The 19050-nt window shown below is 54.1% G+C and carries 14 protein-coding genes; 3 read left to right on the top strand and 11 right to left on the bottom strand.

Annotation, left to right across the window (positions count from 1 at the left end; all coding sequences use genetic code 11):
- The 3 genes from SK33_RS01390 to glpE form a co-directional block, all read right to left on the bottom strand.
- Window positions 1–759, bottom strand: coding sequence for a DeoR/GlpR family transcriptional regulator (locus SK33_RS01390; RefSeq protein ID WP_003023499.1), 759 nt, complete (start codon window positions 757–759; stop codon window positions 1–3).
- A gap of 95 nt (window positions 760–854) precedes the next feature.
- Window positions 855–1685, bottom strand: a complete 831-nt coding sequence (glpG, locus tag SK33_RS01385) for a rhomboid family intramembrane serine protease GlpG (RefSeq protein WP_003023496.1) — start codon at window positions 1683–1685, stop codon at window positions 855–857.
- 75 nt (window positions 1686–1760) lie between these two features.
- A complete protein-coding gene (glpE, locus tag SK33_RS01380; RefSeq protein ID WP_003023495.1) occupies window positions 1761–2087 on the bottom strand; it encodes a thiosulfate sulfurtransferase GlpE in 327 nt (108 codons plus the stop codon).
- A gap of 198 nt (window positions 2088–2285) precedes the next feature.
- Here glpE and glpD point away from each other — a divergent pair, with 198 nt between their 5' ends.
- Window positions 2286–3794: a glycerol-3-phosphate dehydrogenase gene (gene glpD, locus SK33_RS01375; RefSeq protein WP_003023494.1), complete on the top strand. Its 1509-nt coding sequence runs from the start codon at window positions 2286–2288 to the stop codon at window positions 3792–3794.
- A gap of 90 nt (window positions 3795–3884) precedes the next feature.
- On the opposite strand, the gene glgP is transcribed toward glpD, so the two are convergent.
- The 6 genes from glgP to asd all read right to left on the bottom strand — a co-directional run bounded on the left by glgP (window position 3885) and on the right by asd (window position 14634).
- A complete protein-coding gene (glgP, locus tag SK33_RS01370) occupies window positions 3885–6332 on the bottom strand; it encodes a glycogen phosphorylase (RefSeq protein WP_003023492.1) in 2448 nt (815 codons plus the stop codon).
- Window positions 6333–6351: 19 nt separating this feature from the next.
- Window positions 6352–7785: a glycogen synthase GlgA gene (gene glgA / locus SK33_RS01365; protein WP_003023490.1), complete on the bottom strand. Its 1434-nt coding sequence runs from the start codon at window positions 7783–7785 to the stop codon at window positions 6352–6354.
- Window positions 7785–9080: a glucose-1-phosphate adenylyltransferase gene (gene glgC, locus SK33_RS01360; RefSeq protein ID WP_003023489.1), complete on the bottom strand. Its 1296-nt coding sequence runs from the start codon at window positions 9078–9080 to the stop codon at window positions 7785–7787. Before glgC ends, glgA begins: the two co-directional genes overlap by 1 nt.
- 14 nt (window positions 9081–9094) lie before the next feature.
- A complete protein-coding gene (glgX, locus tag SK33_RS01355) occupies window positions 9095–11071 on the bottom strand; it encodes a glycogen debranching protein GlgX (protein ID WP_048218787.1) in 1977 nt (658 codons plus the stop codon).
- The gene (gene glgB / locus SK33_RS01350) at window positions 11068–13254 is read right to left on the bottom strand and encodes a 1,4-alpha-glucan branching enzyme (RefSeq protein WP_048218788.1); all 2187 of its coding nucleotides are present in this window, start codon (window positions 13252–13254) and stop codon (window positions 11068–11070) included. Before glgB ends, glgX begins: the two co-directional genes overlap by 4 nt.
- 273 nt (window positions 13255–13527) lie before the next feature.
- A complete protein-coding gene (asd, locus tag SK33_RS01345; RefSeq protein ID WP_003023482.1) occupies window positions 13528–14634 on the bottom strand; it encodes an aspartate-semialdehyde dehydrogenase in 1107 nt (368 codons plus the stop codon).
- Between the two features lie 191 nt (window positions 14635–14825).
- Here asd and yhgN point away from each other — a divergent pair, with 191 nt between their 5' ends.
- Window positions 14826–15419: an NAAT family transporter YhgN gene (gene yhgN / locus SK33_RS01340; RefSeq protein ID WP_003023480.1), complete on the top strand. Its 594-nt coding sequence runs from the start codon at window positions 14826–14828 to the stop codon at window positions 15417–15419.
- Between the two features lie 1129 nt (window positions 15420–16548).
- Window positions 16549–16995: a hypothetical protein gene (locus tag SK33_RS01330; protein WP_003023478.1), complete on the top strand. Its 447-nt coding sequence runs from the start codon at window positions 16549–16551 to the stop codon at window positions 16993–16995.
- A 95-nt stretch (window positions 16996–17090) separates the two neighbouring features.
- Here the strand turns inward: SK33_RS01330 and gntU are convergent, their stop codons facing one another.
- Window positions 17091–18431, bottom strand: a complete 1341-nt coding sequence (gene gntU, locus SK33_RS01325) for a gluconate transporter (protein WP_003023477.1) — start codon at window positions 18429–18431, stop codon at window positions 17091–17093.
- Entirely contained in the window at window positions 18431–18961 is a 531-nt protein-coding gene (gene gntK / locus SK33_RS01320; protein WP_048218789.1) for a gluconokinase, read from the bottom strand. The genes gntU and gntK overlap by 1 nt, the downstream gene beginning before the upstream one ends.
- Window positions 18962–19050: the final 89 nt, after the last annotated feature.

Here is a 19050-nt window from a genome sequence, read left to right as displayed (position 1 = left end):
TTAGCACAGCTCTAACTGAATATGATGGTCAGCAATCACCTGCATCACACCAGCAGGCGGCAGCGTATCGGTATACACCGCATCCACCATGCTGATGCTGCCCATATTCACCATCGCGTTACGCCCAAACTTCGAGTGGTCCACCACCAGCATCACATGACGTGAATTCTCAATGATCGCGCGTTTGGTGCGAACTTCGTGATAATCAAATTCCAGCAGCGAACCATCGCTGTCGATACCGCTGATGCCTAAGATGCCGAAGTCCAGACGGAACTGAGAAATAAAGTCGAGGGTCGCTTCGCCCATAATACCGCCGTCGCGGCTACGCAGTTCGCCACCGGCGAGGATTATGCGGAAATCCTCTTTCGCCATCAGCGTATTCGCCACATTGAGGTTGTTGGTCACAATACGTAAATTGCTGTGATTGAGCAGCGCGTGAGCCACCGCTTCCGGCGTGGTTCCGATATCAATAAACAGCGTAGAACCGTTCGGGATCTGCGTGGCAACTTTGCGGGCAATGCGCTCTTTTTCCGCCGTCTGCGTTGCTTTACGGTCATGCCACGGGGTGTTAACGGAGCTGGATGGCAACGCCGCGCCGCCGTGATGGCGCAAAATCATGTTCTGATCGGCCAGATCGTTAAGATCGCGGCGAATCGTCTGCGGGCTGACGGAGAAATGCTCCACCAGTTCTTCAGTACTGACGTATCCCTGTTTTTTTACCAGCTCGATAATCGCGTCATGTCGTTGTGTTTGCTTCATTATTGTTCCCTGAAATTTTGCCGGATGCGCTGACGCTTATCCGGCCTACAAATTGGTCCAAACGCACACCGCCTTCCGGCACCACAAAACTTGAATCAAGTTCGTTTTCGTACATTTATAGTATCGGCAAACGCCATTGCCAAACCCACGGCCAACCCGGCGATATGAGCGCCATTCGCCATCGACATGCCGAATAGATCAAACCAACCGGCAACAATCCAGATCAAGGCAAAGATAATCAAACCACGCTGCAGGAAAATACCGCTCTGCGGATCGCGCTCGCCGCGCAACCACACGTAGCCCATCAGCGCATATACCACGCCAGACAATCCACCAAACCACGGGCCGCTAAATTTCTGCTGAACATAGCCGCTCAACAGGGCGCTGATCACGGTAATAACAATCAGTTTTCCACTGCCCAGACGCTTTTCAACCGCACCGCCGAGATACCACCACCACAGCAGGTTGAACAGAATATGCATCAGCGAGAAGTGCATAAAAGCGTGGGTGAAATAACGCCAGAATTCAAATTTCAGCGAAGGGTCAAACGGCCATGCCAGCCAGAGCATCACAGCCTGGTCGCCCAGCACGTTCATCGCGATAAACACCAGCACACACGCGGCCATCACCAACCAGGTTACCGGACCTGCGCGTTCGCGCAATGTGGCCAGGAACGGATAACGTTGGTAGCGCAGACCGCTGTCGGTCTGACCCGACTGCCAGCTTGCCGCGAGGTAGCGCGGATCGCCCGGATTTTCCAGAAACCGCACCAGTTCAGCGTGCACGCGCTGAGCCTGGGACTCATCCGCCAGCCAGACATCCGTTTGCTGATGTTGTTGAATCGTCAGGATAACGCCCTGTGTCGCCATATAATCAACGAATGCCTGCGCCACGCGGGGGTTAGCAAAAGAGGTAATCATCAACATGGTTGCTGTCGCTTATTCCACACAAAAGAGGACAGTATATCTATCCTGCCCGTTTCAGGCTGCATCTTTGTTAGCTTACGAACCGTATGCCACTTCTGCCGGAAAATGTCGATGCCAGGCATCGAAGCCGCCGTCAACGCTGTAAACCGCGTCATAGCCCTGCTGCAGAAGATATTGCGCCGCGCCTTTACTGCTGTTGCCGTGATAACACATCACCAACACGGCAGTGTCGAAATCATGCTCGCGCATAAATGATCCCAGCGTGTCGTTCGTCAAATGAAATGCCTGTGGGGCATGGCCCATTGCATAGCTTTGCGGGTCGCGAATATCCACTAACACCGCCGCCCCCTGATGCAGCTTCTGATGCGCTTCTTCGACATTAATACATTCAAACTGATCCATTGCTCTCTCTTCTTTTTATGGCAGGTGACGCTTTTCGGACATGTTACTGCTTAGTGTACGTCCCGACGGCAGTTAAACGCCATAATGTTATATGTATCACTGTAAATTGTTTATCCGATGTTACCAATGGCGCGATTCTTTGCTATTATGCTCGATAACGAACATTAATGAGCTATAACGAAAGTGCGAGAGGCCAGCATGGAAACCAAAGATCTGATTGTGATAGGTGGAGGCATCAACGGTGCCGGTATCGCGGCAGATGCCGCTGGACGCGGTTTATCCGTGCTGATGCTGGAAGCGCAGGATTTAGCCTGCGCCACCTCTTCCGCTAGCTCCAAACTCATCCACGGTGGCCTGCGCTACCTGGAACACTACGAATTTCGTCTGGTGAGCGAAGCGCTGGCCGAACGTGAAGTGCTGTTGAAAATGGCACCACACATCGCCTTCCCGATGCGCTTTCGTCTGCCCCACCGCCCGCACCTGCGTCCGGCGTGGATGATCCGCATTGGTTTGTTTATGTACGATCATCTGGGCAAACGCACCAGTTTGCCAAGTTCTACCGGTTTGCGTTTTGGCGCAGATTCCGTAATGAAACCTGAGATTGTGCGCGGTTTCGAATATTCTGACTGCTGGGTAGACGATGCACGACTGGTTTTGGCAAACGCCCAAATGGTCGTACGCAAAGGCGGAGAAGTATTAACCCGCACTCGCGCCACCTCTGCTCGCCGTGAAAACGGTTTGTGGATTGTTGAAGCTGAAGATATCGATACCGGCAAAAAACACACCTGGCAGGCGCGTGGCCTAGTCAACGCCACCGGTCCGTGGGTGAAAGAGTTCTTCGACGACGGTATGCACCTGCCATCACCGTACGGTATTCGCCTGATTAAAGGCAGCCACATCGTGGTGCCGCGTGTACATACCCAGAAGCAGGCTTATATTCTGCAAAACGAAGATAAACGCATTGTGTTTGTCATCCCATGGATGGACGAATTCTCGATCATCGGGACGACAGACGTTGAATACAAAGGCGATCCGAAAGCCGTGAAAATTGATGAAAGCGAGATCAATTACCTGCTGAAGGTTTACAACGCGCACTTTAAGAAGCAGCTGGGCCGTGATGATATCGTCTGGACTTACTCGGGCGTGCGTCCGCTGTGCGATGACGAGTCTGACTCACCGCAGGCGATCACCCGTGATTACACGCTGGATATCCACGACGAAAACGGCAAAGCGCCGCTGCTGTCGGTCTTTGGCGGTAAGCTGACGACCTATCGTAAGCTGGCTGAACATGCGATGGAAAAACTGGCGTCGTACTATCAGGGCATCGGCCCGGCGTGGACCAAAGAGTGCATTCTGCCCGGCGGTGACATTGGCGGCGATCGCGAAGACTACGCGGCCAAACTGCGCCGTCGCTACCCGTTCCTGACCGAGTCGCTGGCGCGCCATTATTCTCGCACCTACGGCAGCAACACCGAATGGGTCATCGGCGAAGCCACCTCGCTTGCCGAGTTAGGTGAAGACTTTGGCCATGAGTTTTATGAAGCCGAGCTGAAATATCTGGTCGATCACGAATGGGTTCGTCGTGCAGAAGATGCGTTGTGGCGTCGCACGAAAGAAGGTATGTGGCTGAACGCTGAGCAGCAGTCGCGCATGACCCAGTGGCTGGCTGAATACATTGAGAAGCACCAGCTGTCGCTGGCGTCCTGATAAAAATGCCGGATGGCGGCGACGCCTTATCCGGCCTACAAAAGTGCATAAACGTAGGCCGGGCAAGCGAAACGCCCCCGGCCTCGTGTTTTACAACCGCACCGAATCAATATGCCAGATGTTTTCGGCGTACTCTTTGATCGTCCTGTCCGATGAGAAGTAACCCATGTTGGCGATATTAATCATCGACTTGGTAGTCCACTCTTCCGGGTGGCGATACAGTTCATCAACCTTATCCTGACAATCAACGTAACTGCGATAATCCGCCAGCACCTGATAGTGGTCGCCAAAGTTGATCAATGAGTCCACCAGGTCGCGATAGCGTCCCGGCTCCTCTGGGCTGAATACACCGCTGCCGATCTGCGTCAGCACCTGGTGCAACTCCTCGTCTTTCTCGTAATATTCACGCGGCTTATAGCCCTGACTACGCAAGGCTTCAACCTCTTCCGCCGTATTACCAAAGATAAAGATATTTTCTGCGCCCACATGTTCCAGCATCTCGACGTTGGCACCATCCAGCGTACCGATGGTCAACGCGCCATTCAGCGCAAATTTCATGTTACTGGTCCCGGAGGCTTCGGTCCCGGCCAGTGAAATCTGCTCAGACAGGTCGGCAGCAGGAATAATCACCTGCGCCAGGCTGACGCTGTAATTGGGGATAAACACCACTTTCAGTTTGTCGCCAATTTGCGGATCGTTATTGATCACTTTCGCGACATCGTTGATCAGATGAATGATGTGCTTCGCCATGTAATAGGCCGAAGCCGCTTTACCGGCGAAGATATTCACACGCGGCACCCACTCGGCGTCAGGATCGGCCTTAATGCGGTTGTAGCGGGTGATCACATGCAGTACGTTCATCAGCTGACGTTTGTATTCGTGAATACGCTTTATCTGCACATCAAACAGCGATTTCGGATTCACTACCACGTTAAGCTGCTGGGCAATGAGCGTGGCCAGACGTTTTTTGTTCTCCAGCTTCGCCCGGCGTACCGCCTGGTTCACCAACGGGAAATCACAGTGCTGTTCAAGCTCGCTCAACTGGCTGAGATCGGTACGCCAGGTGCGGCCAATATTCTCATCCAGCACCTCAGAGAGCGGCGGGTTAGCCAGCGCCAGCCAGCGACGCGGCGTCACGCCGTTGGTAACGTTGCAGAAGCGGGTTGGGAAGATCTTCGCAAAGTCAGCAAATAGCGACTGCACCATCAGGTTGGAGTGCAGTTCAGACACACCATTAACCTTGTGGCTCACCACGACCGCCAGCCATGCCATACGCACCCGGCGGCCGTTAGATTCATCGATAATCGACGTCCGCCCCAGCAGACCGGTATCGTTCGGATACTGCTCCTGCAGCGTTTTCAGGAAGTAGTCGTTAATCTCAAAAATGATTTGCAGATGGCGCGGCAGAATTTTGCCCAGCATATCCACCGGCCAGGTCTCCAGCGCTTCGCTCATCAAAGTGTGGTTGGTATACGAGAAAACCTGACAGCACACTTCAAACGCATCATCCCAACTGAACTTGTGCTCATCAATCAACAGACGCATCAGCTCAGGGATCGACAGCACCGGATGGGTGTCGTTGAGGTGAATGGCGATTTTATCCGCCAGATTATCGTAGGTTTTGTGCAGTTGATAATGACGATTCAGAATGTCCTGCACCGTGGAGGAGACCAGGAAATACTCCTGGCGCAAGCGCAGCTCGCGTCCTGAATAGGTGGAGTCATCCGGATAGAGCACGCGGGAGACGTTCTCGGAGTGGTTTTTATCTTCCACCGCCGCAAAGTAGTCGCCCTGGTTAAATTTACCGAGGTTGATCTCGCTACTGGCCTGGGCATTCCACAGGCGCAGCGTGTTGGTGGCATCGGTGTCGTAACCGGGGATAATCTGGTCGTAGGCAACCGCGAGGATCTCTTCGGTTTCTATCCAGCGCGTTTTCTTGCCTTCCTGCTGTATACGCCCGCCAAAGCGCACTTTGTAGCGCGTATTGTGGCGTTTGAACTCCCATGGGTTACCGTATTCCAGCCAGTAGTCCGGCGACTCTTTCTGTCGGCCATCAACAATGTTTTGCTTGAACATGCCGTAGTCATAACGAATACCGTAGCCGCGTCCCGGCAGTCCCAGCGTTGCCAGTGAGTCCAGGAAGCAGGCCGCCAGGCGCCCGAGGCCGCCGTTGCCAAGACCCGGGTCATTTTCTTCATCGATCAGATCTTCAAGATCCAACCCCATACCTTCCAGCGCATTTTTGACATCGTCATAAATACCCAACGATAACAGTGCATTGGAAAGCGTGCGGCCAATCAAAAACTCCATAGACAGGTAATAAACCTGGCGAGTTTCCTGGGATAATTGCGCACGATTAGAACGCAGCCAGCGCTCCACGAGACGATCGCGCACCGCGAACAACGTGGCGTTCAGCCACTCATGTTTATTGGCAATGACCGGGTCCTTACCAATCGTGAACATCAGCTTGTAGGCGATAGAATGCTTAAGTGCCTCTACGCTGAGTGTGGGCGATGCATAAGTAAATGGAGCATTCATATAGGTGATTCCTGGATATCTATTTCAAGCGATAGTAAAGCTCACGGTATGACTTCGCCGCGACTTGCCAGCTAAAATCCATGGTCATGGCCTGACGTTGTACAAACCGCCACAGCGAAGGCCGGGACCACAATACGAAAGCACGCCGGATCGCACGTAGTAGCGACCAGGCATTACTATCTTCAAATACAAACCCACTGGCGATACCATCCGCCAGGTTTTCCAGCGAACTGTCAGAGACCGTATCAGCCAGCCCACCGGTGCGCCGCACCAGCGGCAGCGTGCCGTACTTCAGTCCATACAACTGCGTTAAGCCACATGGCTCAAAACGGCTGGGAACCAATATCACATCGGCCCCACCCATGATGCGGTGCGAGAAGGCTTCGTGATAACCAATCTGCACGCCCACTTGCCCCGGATGCTCCGCCGCCGCGGCGAGGAAACCTTCCTGTAATACTGGGTCGCCCGCGCCAAGTAACGCCAGTTGCCCCCCCTGCTCTAACAGACCCGGCAGAGCCTCCAGCACCAGATCCAACCCTTTCTGACTGGTCAGGCGACTGACTACGGCAAACAGCGGCACTTTATCGTTAACCTTAAGTCCCATCGCGATCTGTAGCTGCCGTTTGTTCTCCGCCTTTTCTTCCAGCGTGTCACGCGTATAGCGCGACGCCAGCAGCAGGTCGGTTTCCGGGCTCCAGATTTTTTCATCCACACCGTTCAGCACGCCGGAAAGCCGTCCTTCCCGATGACGCTGCTGCAACAGACCTTCCATACCATAGGCAAACTGCGGCTCGGTAATCTCCCGCGCGTAAGTTGGACTCACCGCTGTAATGTGGTCTGCGTAGTACAACCCGGCCTTCAGGAACGAAATCTGGCCGTTAAACTCCAGCCCGTGCACATTAAAGAACGACCATGGCAATTGGATGTCATCCATATGCTTTGCATAAAACATGCCTTGATACGCCAGGTTGTGTACGGTGAACACCGATTTCGCCGGATGGCCGCGCGCCGCCAGATACGCCGGGGCCAGACCGGCATGCCAGTCGTGCGCATGCACCACATCCGGGCGCCAGAATGGGTCAAGGCCGCAGGCCATTTCACATCCGGCCCAGCCAAGCAACGCAAAACGCAGGACGTTATCGGTATACGCAAACAGGTTGGTGTCGTGATACGGGCTACCGGGACGGTCGTAGAGATGCGGCGCGTCAATCAGGTAAATACCCACACCGTTGAAATGCCCGAAAAGCAGCGTGATACGTCCAGCGAAGGTATCGCGACGCGTCACGACCTGTGCATCGGGAATGCCGCGACGAATATCAGGAAACGCCGGGAGCAACACGCGGGCATCCACGCCGTCCGCAATTTGCGCGGCAGGTAACGCCCCAATAACATCCGCCAGTCCCCCGGTTTTTAACAGGGGGAACATCTCTGAACAAACGTGTAAAACCTGCATTATCGCTCCTGTTTGATCTGCAGTTTGCGCAGCATTTCACGCGTGACCAGCACAATGCCTTCCTCTGAACGGTAGAAACGACGCGCATCTTCTTCCGCGTTTTCACCTATCACCATGCCTTCAGGAATAACGCAGGCGCGGTCGATAATGCAACGACGTAAGCGGCACGAACGTCCCACCCACACTTCAGGTAACAACACTGCCGAATCAATGTTACAGAATGAATTCACCCGCACTCGCGGGAACAGAACCGACTGCACCACCACCGAACCTGAAATTATGCATCCGCCAGAAACCAGCGAGTTCAGCGTCATTCCGTGGCTACCAGAACGGTCCTGCACAAATTTCGCCGGAGGCAGCGATTCCATGTGCGTTCGGATTGGCCAGTCCTGGTCGTACATATCCAGTTCAGGCGTCACCGAAGCCAGATCAAGGTTCGCCTTCCAGTAGGCTTCCAGCGTCCCCACATCGCGCCAGTACGGCTCGGATTCCGGGTCAGACTGCACGCAGGACAACGGGAATGGATGTGCATACGCCATGCCAGCTTCGGTGATTTTTGGAATGATGTCTTTGCCAAAATCGTGACTGGATTTTTCATCGAGATCATCTTCCGCCAGCAGTTCATACAGATAATCGGCGTTGAAAATGTAGATCCCCATACTGGCAAGAGATTTGGTCGGGTCGCCTGGCATCGCTGGCGGGTTGGCGGGTTTTTCAACGAACTCGATAATTTTATCGGTGTCGTCCACGTCCATCACGCCAAACGCGCTGGCCTCTTCAATAGGCACTGGCATACAGGCCACGGTGCAACGCGCGCCCTTCTCGACGTGGTCGATCAGCATGCGTGAGTAGTCCTGCTTATAAATATGATCGCCCGCGAGGATCACCACGTATTCCGCTTTATAGCGTCGAATGATGTCCAGGTTTTGGGTCACCGCATCCGCCGTTCCGCGATACCAGTTTTCACCCTGCATTCTCTGCTGGGCAGGCAGCAAATCGACAAACTCGTTCATCTCTTCGCTAAAGAACGACCAGCCGCGCTGAATATGCTGCACCAGCGTGTGGGACTGGTACTGAGTGATCACGCCGATACGGCGGATCCCGGAGTTAATACAGTTGGATAAGGCAAAATCGATAATGCGGAACTTACCGCCAAAGTGCACAGCAGGTTTGGCACGTTTGTTGGTCAAATCTTTTAAGCGGGTACCGCGGCCACCGGCCAGGATCAGGGCAACAGATTTTAATGGCAGCTGGCGCGCCAACATTACACGATCGTTCTTCTCTAAACTCACCATGACTAACTCCTTTTTTATCTTCTCTGGAACACACACAGTCCGTGCGCAGGTCCCTGCCAGACAGCCGTAAGCACCGGATTATCCTCTCCGGCAAATGGGGGAATGGCATGCCATTCCCCTTCAGGTAAAACGATATCTGTCACCTCAAGCGTGGCGTTTATTGCAATCAGAAAACGGTCTGAAAGCTGGATTTGCATCTGCCTCGGGCCGTTTTGCCACTCATCCGCACTTAAGGGTTGTGCGTACTTATTCAGCCAACGAACATTGCCATCGCCCTCTTCCCACCAGCAATCCCCTGTTAATGCAGGTATTTGCCGGCGCAGATGAATCAGCGCAGCGGTAAATGTGGTTAGCCCACTATTTGCCTGCTGCCAGTCCAGCCACGTTAAGGCGTTATCCTGACAGTAAGCGTTATTGTTGCCGTGCTGGCTATGACCATGCTCATCGCCCGCCAGCAACATCGGCGTCCCCTGAGAGAGCAACAGCGTAGTTAACAGCGCATGAATGCTGTCGCGCCGTCGCTCAATCAGGTCCAGCGTGCCGCCTAATCCTTCTTTACCATGATTGTCGCTGTAGTTATTGCTAGTGCCGTCGCGATTTTCCTCACCATTCGCTTCATTGTGCTTATTTGTGAAGCACACACAGTCGCGTAGCGTAAAACCGTCGTGCGCGGTCACCAGATTGACCGTGGCGCTGGGTTTGCGACCCTGGCGTTTAAACACATCGCTGGATGCGGCAAAACGCCCGGCAAACTCGCCCAACGAGAGATTACGCTGGAGCCAAAAGCGTCGCGTCGCATCGCGGAAATGGTCATTCCACTCGGCAAACGGAGGGGGGAAATTCCCCACCTGATACCCGCCTTCACCAATATCCCACGGTTCCGCAATCAGCTTCACGCGTGAGAGCAGCGGACAGGTTTGGATCGCGGTAAACAGCGGCGCATCCTGACGAAACGCAGGTGTACGCCCCATGACGGAAGCCAAATCAAAACGAAAACCATCTACATGGCAGGTTTCAACCCAATAGCGCAGGCATTCACATGCGTATTCCACAACGCCGGGATGGCTCAAATTGAGGGTGTTCCCACAACCGGTCCAGTTGTAGTAATCACCATCGTCCCTGATCCAATAATAGCTACGGTTATCAATTCCGCGCAGCGAGAAGACAGGCCCTTCGAGATCCAGCTCGGCGCTGTGGTTCAAAACGATATCGAGAATGACCTCAATCCCCGCTTTGTGCAGCGCTTTTACCGCGTCGCGAAACTCATCAAGCGCACTCTCCGGCGAACAGGCATAGGCCGGATGCAGCGCGAACATGGCCACCGGGTTGTAGCCCCAGTAGTTCGACAGGCCCAGCCGCTGAAGTCGCGGTTCGCTGGCAAAATGCGCCACCGGCAGCAGCTCCAGCGCGGTAATGCCGAGACGCTTGAAATAGTCGATCATTACCGGATGACCCAGCGCTTTGTAGGTTCCGCGAATCTCTTCCGGCAGGTCAGGATGCAAATACGTCAACCCTTTGACATGCGCTTCGTAAATCACGGTATTGCCCCACGGCGTGCGCGGCGGGGCATCATCCTCCCAGTCATAATGGTCGGACACCACCACGCCCTTCAGCGCGATGGTGGCATTATCATGGTGATCCGGTTCATTTAGCCCGCCGTGCAGCAGCGGGTTATCTTTTAACTCGCCCTCGACCCTACGGGCGCAAGAGTCGAGCAGCAGCTTGGCTGGGTTAAACCGGTGGCCCTGCTGCGGTTGCCATGGGCCATGGACGCGATAACCATAGCGCAGACCGGGCCGGGCGTTGGCCAGATAGCCGTGCCAGACATCGCCGCTACGCCCCGGCAGGTCGTAGCGGAGTTCGCAACCGTCCTCGTCAAATACGCATAATTCAACGCGTTCAGCGTGGGCTGAGAAGAGAGTAAAATTAACGCCATGGCCGTCATACGTTGCACCATGGGGGGTGGCGTTGCCGGTTGCCAGTTGCGTCATTCCCCCTCCCGAACCAGCCAGATCGTTGCCAACGGCGGTAACGTGAGGCTCAGTGAATGCTGACGACCATGACTGGCGATTTCATCACTGTGCACCGCACCGCCGTTGCCAGTATTGCTGCCGTGGTAATGCATCGAATCGGTATTGAGGATCTCACGCCATTTCCCCGGCTGGTTAATACCGAAGCGATAGCCATGGCGCGGCACTGGCGTAAAGTTGCTGATAACGATGATTTCATTGCCGACCTTGTCACGACGCACGAAAGCCAGCACCGAACGTTCTTTGTCATCCACCACCAGCCACTCAAAGCCATAGGCGTCAAAGTCGAGCTCGTGCAGCGCTTTGTGATGACGATAGGTGAGGTTCAGATCGCGCACCAGACGCTGTACGCCGTGATGCCAGTTATCACCGCCTTCCAGCAGGTGCCAGTCGAGGCTGGCGTCATGGTTCCATTCACGTCCCTGCGCAAACTCGTTGCCCATAAACAGCAGTTTCTTACCGGGGAAGGCCCACATCCAGCCGTAGTAGGCGCGCAGGTTGGCAAACTTCTGCCACGCATCGCCCGGCATGCGGTCGAGAATCGATTTCTTGCCGTGCACCACTTCATCGTGCGACAACGGCAGGACAAAGTTCTCGGTGTAGTTGTACAGCATGCCGAAGGTCAGCTTATCGTGGTGATGTTGGCGATAAACCGGATCCAGTTTCATGTAGTCCAGTGTGTCGTGCATCCAGCCGAGGTTCCACTTATACCAGAACCCTAAACCGCCCATGTCCTGCGGTCTTGAAACGCCGGCAAAGTCAGTGGACTCTTCCGCCATGCTCACCGCACCAGGCACCTGTTCGCCAAGAATACGGTTGGTATTGCGTAAAAACTCAATGGCTTCGAGGTTTTCACGACCACCAAATTCGTTCGGGACCCATTCCCCTTCTTTACGGCTGTAGTCGCGATAAATCATCGATGCCACGGCATCCACGCGCAGCGCGTCGATACCAAAGCGCTCAATCCAGTACAGGGCGTTGCCCACCAGATAGTTGCTGACTTCACGGCGGCCATAGTTGTAGATCAGCGTGTTCCAGTCCTGGTGATACCCTTCTCGCGGGTCGCTGTGCTCATACAGATTAGTGCCATCAAACTCTGCCAGACCAAAATCGTCCGACGGGAAATGGCCCGGCACCCAGTCAAGAATGACGTTCAGCCCCGCCTGATGCGCGGCATTCACAAAATAGCGGAAGTCATCGCGCGTACCAAATCGACGGGTCGGCGCATACATGCCGGTAGGTTGGTAACCCCAGCTACCGTCGAACGGATGCTCGTTAATCGGCAACAGTTCAAGGTGGGTAAAGCCCATCCACTTGGCGTAAGGCACCAGTTGATCCGCCAGCTCGCGGTAGCTCAGCCAGAAGTTGTTATCGGTATGACGACGCCATGAACCCAGGTGCACTTCATAGATAGATATTGGCGCATCAAACTGGTTGGCTTTTTTACGCTCCTCGCTTTGCACCACTTTTTCCGGCAGACCACAGATAAGCGACGCGGTTTCCGGGCGCATTTGCGCTTCGAAGGCGTAAGGGTCCGCTTTGATTCGCAGCTTACCGTTGGCATCGATCATCTCATATTTATACAGCTGGCCATGCTGCGCGCCGGGGATAAACAGCTCCCAGATACCGCTTTCTTTGCGCAGGCGCATCGGGTGGCGACGGCCATCCCAGTAGTTGAACTGCCCAACCACTGACACGCGTTGAGCGTTAGGTGCCCAGACAGAGAAGCGCGTGCCGGTTACGCCATCCATGGTATCCGCATGCGCGCCCAGCGTTTCGTAAGGTCGCAGGTGCGTACCTTCAGATAGCAGCCAGGCATCCATATCCTGGATCAATGGGCCAAAACGATAAGGGTCATCAATCAGATTCTGCTGTCCATGCCAGACAACGGCCAACTGATAGCGAAAGAAATTTTTACGGCGGGGAAGTACTGCACAGAAAAAACCACGAGAGTCGAGGCAATCCAGCTTGCCGACTTTGCGTCCGGTTTTGGGTTCGATCACCCACACTTCGGTGGCGTCAGGTAATAGGGCGCGGACTTCAAGTCCAGCGTCAGTTTGGTGCATACCGAGTACGGAAAAAGGATCCGCAAAATGGCCTGCAATTAGCGCATTAATCACGTCTCTATCGATACGAACGGACATGGTTGTCATCCTGTTTTATGGTGTCACCCCTTCCAACTGATTTTCGACATCAGGTAGCGACACTTTTTTTGACCTGAACGGCGCAGCACAATTGTGCATCCTCTCTGCGTCGTCCCACCTTCAGGCAACAACTTAATACCTCCGGTACTAAGTCACCCTTAAAGAATAGCCAATGCTTTATCTTACTCCCGGTAAAAAATGAAACATCTGCGCTTACTCCTGTATTACGCAAAAAAAAGGGTGACTCAGCACCCTTTGATCATTAACAAACCATTACGCCAGTTGACGTAACATGCGGCGCAATGGCTCCGCAGCACCCCAAAGCAGCTGGTCACCTACGGTAAAGGCTGACAGGAACTCCGGTCCCATATTCAGCTTACGCAGACGACCTACTGGCGTGGTCAACGTGCCGGTAACGGCCGCCGGGGTTAACTCACGCATGGTGATTTCACGATCGTTTGGTACTACTTTCGCCCACGGGTTGTGCGCCGCCAGCAGTTCTTCCACGGTCGGAATAGACACATCTTTTTTCAGTTTGATGGTGAACGCCTGGCTGTGGCAGCGCAACGCGCCGACGCGCACGCACAGACCATCAACCGGGATCACGGAAGAAGTGTTGAGAATTTTGTTGGTTTCCGCCTGTCCCTTCCACTCTTCACGGCTCTGACCGTTATCGAGCTGTTTGTCGATCCACGGAATCAGGCTACCGGCCAGCGGTACGCCGAAGTTATCAACCGGCAGTTCGCCGCTGCGGGACAGCGTCGTTACTTTACGTTCGATATCGAGAATAGCAGAGGATGGGGTCGCCAGTTCATCGGCCACATGGCCATACAGATGACCCATCTGAGACAACAGCTCGCGCATATGACGCGCGCCGCCGCCGGAAGCCGCCTGATAGGTCGCCACGGAGACCCAGTCGACCAGGTCGTTGGCAAACAGGCCACCGAGGGACATCAGCATCAGGCTAACGGTACAGTTACCGCCGACAAAGGTCTTAATCCCTTTATTCAGGCCATCGGTGATGACATCCTGGTTAACCGGATCGAGAATAATGATGGCATCGTCTTTCATACGCAGCGAAGAGGCCGCGTCGATCCAGTAACCCTGCCAACCGCTTTCACGAAGCTTTGGATAGATTTCGTTGGTATAATCGCCGCCCTGACAGGTCACGATGATATCGAGCGCCTTCAGCGCATCCAGATCAAAAGCGTCCTGAAGCGTGCCGGTCGCGGTTCCACCGAATGTCGGTGCCGCCTGCCCGAGCTGGGAAGTAGAAAAGAAAACAGGGCGAATGGCGTCGAAGTCACGCTCCTCAACCATGCGTTGCATGAGAACAGAGCCGACCATACCGCGCCAGCCGATAAAACCAACATTTTTCATAGCGTTTTTTTCCTGCAGAGATGTGTGCTGTGTATGTATGCCAGTGTCCTGGTGGCATATCCTTCACCATACAAAATGCAGCCAAAGTCGCAAGTGAAATTAATCAATGATAGCGAAGCCATCAGTAATGCGACTTATCCCGCTGCGCAAGCAAGCAGAAAGTCCGTGGTAATTATCAGGGAATTTGAGTTATGAATGAAATCATTTCAGCGGCAGTTTTATTGATCCTGATTATGGATCCACTCGGAAATCTGCCCATTTTCATGTCCGTATTGAAACATACCGAACCAAAACGCCGCCGCGCGATTATGATTCGCGAGCTGTTCATTGCGCTGTTGGTGATGCTGATATTCCTGTTTGCGGGCGAGAAAATTCTGGCATTTCTTAACCTGCGCGCGGAAACCGTTTCTATCTCCGGGGGCATCATTTTGTTCCTGATCGCCATTAAGATGATTTTCCCCAGCGCCACCGGGAATAGCACCGGGCTTCCGGCGGGTGAAGAGCCGTTTATCGTTCCGCTGGCGATCCCGCTGGTAGCGGGTCCAACAATCCTGGCTTCACTAATGCTGTTGTCGCATCAGTATCCTAATCAGATGGGGCATCTGGTAATCGCCCTGCTGATCGCCTGGGGCGGTACGTTTGTGATTCTGTTGCAGTCGTCGCTGTTTTTGCGTCTGCTGGGGGAGAAAGGGGTGAACGCGCTGGAGCGCCTGATGGGGCTGATTCTGGTGATGATGGCCACCCAGATGTTCCTCGACGGCGTACGGATGTGGATGAAGGGGTAATGTACTCGTTTCACGCCGGGTGGCGGCTTCGCCTTACCCGGCCTACGATGTGGATGTGTGCTCATTTGTAGGCCCGGTAAGCATAGCGCCACCGAGCAATGGTGTTGAAACTGGAAGAACATGGCATTTCAGAGAACGGTTCCGTTCACGTTATGTTCGTTGCTTCTCTGGAGTTTCTTCATCGGTGAACGTGTTAAGGGGGCTACGCAGCCCCCTTAACAATCCCGGCTCTCCGGCAGGAAAATTGTTGCTGCGCAATACCCTCCGCTTATTCCTCCAGGCTACCGGGCCGGGCGCGAGGAAACGTCCCTGTAAAACGCGCCCTGAGCCAGCATCCATGCTGGCTCCCCCGGCCTTACGGAAACACGTCGGCAATTTTCAGCCGGACCAGCCCACACCTGACCATCTGCGTTTTTATTTGAACAGGTTTGGACAGCAAAACAAATTTAACTGGAAGTCAGAGCGTTGAAGCGATGACACCGGTCCGGCTGAAAATCGATGAGGCGTTGACGGCTGACCGGGTCTGCCCGCAAGGATGCGGGCAAAGGGGACGGCCTGCAGGGACGCAGGCTCGGCCCCGACCCGACAGGCAGACGGAATAAGACGAATAACTCGCGCAGCGACGATTTTCCCGCCGGGAGCCTGGGTTGCAAGGGAGGCGGCGGTGAGCCTCCCTTGCACGTTCACGGGTATCAGCGCTTCAGAGAAATGACACCACTGAGGTGAACGGAAACCTGAGCAATAATCACATGTTCACCCTACATGTTTAACTGAACGGCATTGCGCTGTAATTTCAGGTATTCCTTATGCTTTTAAGTCACTGATATAACGTATTTTCATTTCTGCGAAGCGCCTTCCGGAATGCCCTCTTGTCAGCATCGTGGATTAGCCTTATCTTCTCGCTGCACCTGCAAAATCAGGTGTCAGAATTAGCCTTCTGAAAATCATACTGGCGACATATACTTCTATGTCGTGCGACCGATTTCGTCTCAATGGCGGGTCGAGCGGGGGCGTCGCAAGACGCGCCGGTATCCAGTATGACCGGTAAGGCTAACTCCGCTCGATTCTGCCACCCGCGAGATTAGCCTCTCCGGTGGTGGTTTAAATAAAACATACTGGAGGCTGCCCTATGGCGACTACCCCTCTCTTTTCACACTCTTTATTTACCCTGCCCTTTAGCCATGCCACGGATTTCACCGAACTGGCGGATAACTGCGAGCGTTTTGTCGAAGGACTGGTTGAATGCCATGACCCGGTTGAAAAACTGGCGATTTGTGCACGTCTGTCGGCCTGTCTCGCGTTATTGCAACCGACCTTAACGGAGCCTGTACCGCAGCATCTGCAGGCCAGTCTGACGGTAGAAACATTCCCGACCCGTTTTCCCCTTTTCGAGCCTGAGACAGACCAGATGGGGCGTTACTGCCAGCTTTTGACGCATTTACTGATGAGCAAAACGCTTTCTGATGATATGGAGCGAGTAGCGGGTGATTTGCTGCAGGATTTGGTGGGCTATTTCGCCGACACGCTGAAAGCGCCGCGTTGGTTGAAAACCGAGGATGGGGTGATGGTGCTGTAAAAAAGCCGGGTGACGCTTGCGCTTACCCGGCCTACGATGTGGATGTGTGCTCATTTCCAGGCCCGGTAAGCGCAAGCGCCACCGGGCAACAAGACTCAGCTCAACAGCTGGAAGGCAATCATACCGACAATTGCGCCGACCGTACCGAGGATGGTTTCCATCATCGTCCAGGTCTTCAACGTTTGTGCTTCCGTTGCGCCGGTAAATTTACCGAACAACCAGAAACCGGCGTCGTTAACGTGGCTGACCACGATCGAGCCGCCTGCGATACAAATAGACAGTGCCGCCATCTGTGCGCCGGAGAAGTTTAGCTGTTCAATCACCGGCATCACCAGACCGACCGCCGTTAAGCACGCCACGGTCGCAGAACCCTGAATGATACGCACCGCTGCCGCCAGCACGAAGCAGGTAATGGCAATCGGCAGACCCATTCCGGTTAACGCTTCGCCCAGCGCCGGACCGACGCCGGAATCAACCAGCACTTGTTTAAACACGCCACCTGCACCAATCACCAGCAGGATAATCCCCGCCGGTTGCAGCGCATGACCGCAGATCTCCATCACTTTGTCTTTTGGCATACCCTGGCGAATCGCCAGACCGTAAATCGCCACCAGACAGGCAACCAGAATCGCGGTAAACGGGTGGCCGATAAACTCAAACCATTCGTAAGTTGAAGAACCAACCGGCACAAAGCGCGCGGCGATGGTTTTCAGACCAACCAATACCAGCGGCAGCAGGATCAGCGACAAGCTAAAGCCGAAGGACGGCATTTTACCTTCGCCCAGATGCGGCTCGGTAATGTCATCAGGAATGTTCAGCTCAACGTAACGGCTGATGAAATTACCCCACAGCGGCCCGGCGATAATCATGCCCGGAATCGCGGCACACAGGCCAATCAGGATCATCCAGCCAAAGTCAGCGTGCATCTGCGAAGCCAGCAACATCGGCGCTGGCCCCGGCAGTAAAAACGCCGCAGCCGCCGCTACGCCTGCAAACAACGGAATGACTAATTTAACCAGGTTGGTACCGGTGTGACGCGCCATCGAGAACGCTACGCTAATCAGCAGCACAATCGCCACCTCAAAGAACAGCGGTAGCGCGCAAATCAGACCGGCCAGGCCAATCGCGTAATGTGCGCGGCTGTGGCCGAAGGATTTCAGCATTTTGACGGCAATTTGATCGACTGCGCCGGTCTCATGCAAAATCTTGCCGAACATCGCCCCCAACGCCACAACAATCGCCAGGAAACCGAGCGTGCCTCCCATCCCTTTTTCCATAGTCGCGGCGATTTTATCGAGCGGCATACCGGAAAAGAGACCTGCACCAATAGACACCACCATCAAAGCAAGGAAGGCGTGCATACGCGCCTTCATCACTAAAAACAGCAGTAATAAAACGGACCCTACTGCTGTTAAAACAAGCGTTAATGTACTCACTACTTACTGCCCTGGTTAATAACCTTAATGGTGCTGGCGACCACACCGTCCAGTGGTTGATCGATATCGACCACCAGTACATCGTTTTCATTCGCACCTGGTTCTTCCAGCGCTTCAAACTGGGTCACCAGCATCTGCGTTTTGAAGAAGTGGCCTTTACGCGCTTTCAGACGGCTTTCGATAACGTCAAAATCCCCTTTCAGATAGATGAAAGAGAGGTTCGGGTTACCGTCGCGCAGCTGGTCGCGATAGACTTTTTTCAGAGCGGAACAGACGATCAGCGAAACCTTGTTGGTACGCTGCATCGCAAAGGCGGCGTCATTCAGCGCCTGTAACCACGGTTTACGGTCATCATCGTTGAGTGGCTCACCAGAAGCCATTTTCATGATGTTGCTGCGCGGATGGAGAAAATCGCCATCAAGAAACGCGGCCTGCAGTTGATGCGCCACTTCGCTGGCGACAGCAGATTTACCGCTGCCCGATACGCCCATCAGAACGTAAACGTGGTGATCATGATTAGTCGTGCTCAAAGCGTTGCCCCCACTGGTACAAGAATCTGGAAATTGTTACGGGTAACTGTTATCGGTAACATTGTCCAGCCGGATAAATAGAGAAGCAA

It is taken from the genome of Citrobacter sp. MGH103 (assembly GCF_001034475.2).
Lineage (GTDB): Bacteria > Pseudomonadota > Gammaproteobacteria > Enterobacterales > Enterobacteriaceae > Citrobacter > Citrobacter freundii.
Note: the sequence above shows the minus strand (reverse complement) of the source record. Positions and strands in the feature narration are given on the sequence as shown.

What these genes read in the sequence shown, in the direction of transcription:
- SK33_RS01390 (WP_003023499.1), bottom strand. Translation starts at nt 759, where the DNA reads ATGAAGCAAACACAACGACATGACGCGATTATCGAGCTGGTAAAAAAA.
- glpG (WP_003023496.1), bottom strand. Translation starts at nt 1,685, where the DNA reads ATGTTGATGATTACCTCTTTTGCTAACCCCCGCGTGGCGCAGGCATTC.
- glpE (WP_003023495.1), bottom strand. Translation starts at nt 2,087, where the DNA reads ATGGATCAGTTTGAATGTATTAATGTCGAAGAAGCGCATCAGAAGCTG.
- glpD (WP_003023494.1), top strand. Translation starts at nt 2,286, where the DNA reads ATGGAAACCAAAGATCTGATTGTGATAGGTGGAGGCATCAACGGTGCC.
- glgP (WP_003023492.1), bottom strand. Translation starts at nt 6,332, where the DNA reads ATGAATGCTCCATTTACTTATGCATCGCCCACACTCAGCGTAGAGGCA.
- glgA (WP_003023490.1), bottom strand. Translation starts at nt 7,785, where the DNA reads ATGCAGGTTTTACACGTTTGTTCAGAGATGTTCCCCCTGTTAAAAACC.
- glgC (WP_003023489.1), bottom strand. Translation starts at nt 9,080, where the DNA reads ATGGTGAGTTTAGAGAAGAACGATCGTGTAATGTTGGCGCGCCAGCTG.
- glgX (WP_048218787.1), bottom strand. Translation starts at nt 11,071, where the DNA reads ATGACGCAACTGGCAACCGGCAACGCCACCCCCCATGGTGCAACGTAT.
- glgB (WP_048218788.1), bottom strand. Translation starts at nt 13,254, where the DNA reads ATGTCCGTTCGTATCGATAGAGACGTGATTAATGCGCTAATTGCAGGC.
- asd (WP_003023482.1), bottom strand. Translation starts at nt 14,634, where the DNA reads ATGAAAAATGTTGGTTTTATCGGCTGGCGCGGTATGGTCGGCTCTGTT.
- yhgN (WP_003023480.1), top strand. Translation starts at nt 14,826, where the DNA reads ATGAATGAAATCATTTCAGCGGCAGTTTTATTGATCCTGATTATGGAT.
- SK33_RS01330 (WP_003023478.1), top strand. Translation starts at nt 16,549, where the DNA reads ATGGCGACTACCCCTCTCTTTTCACACTCTTTATTTACCCTGCCCTTT.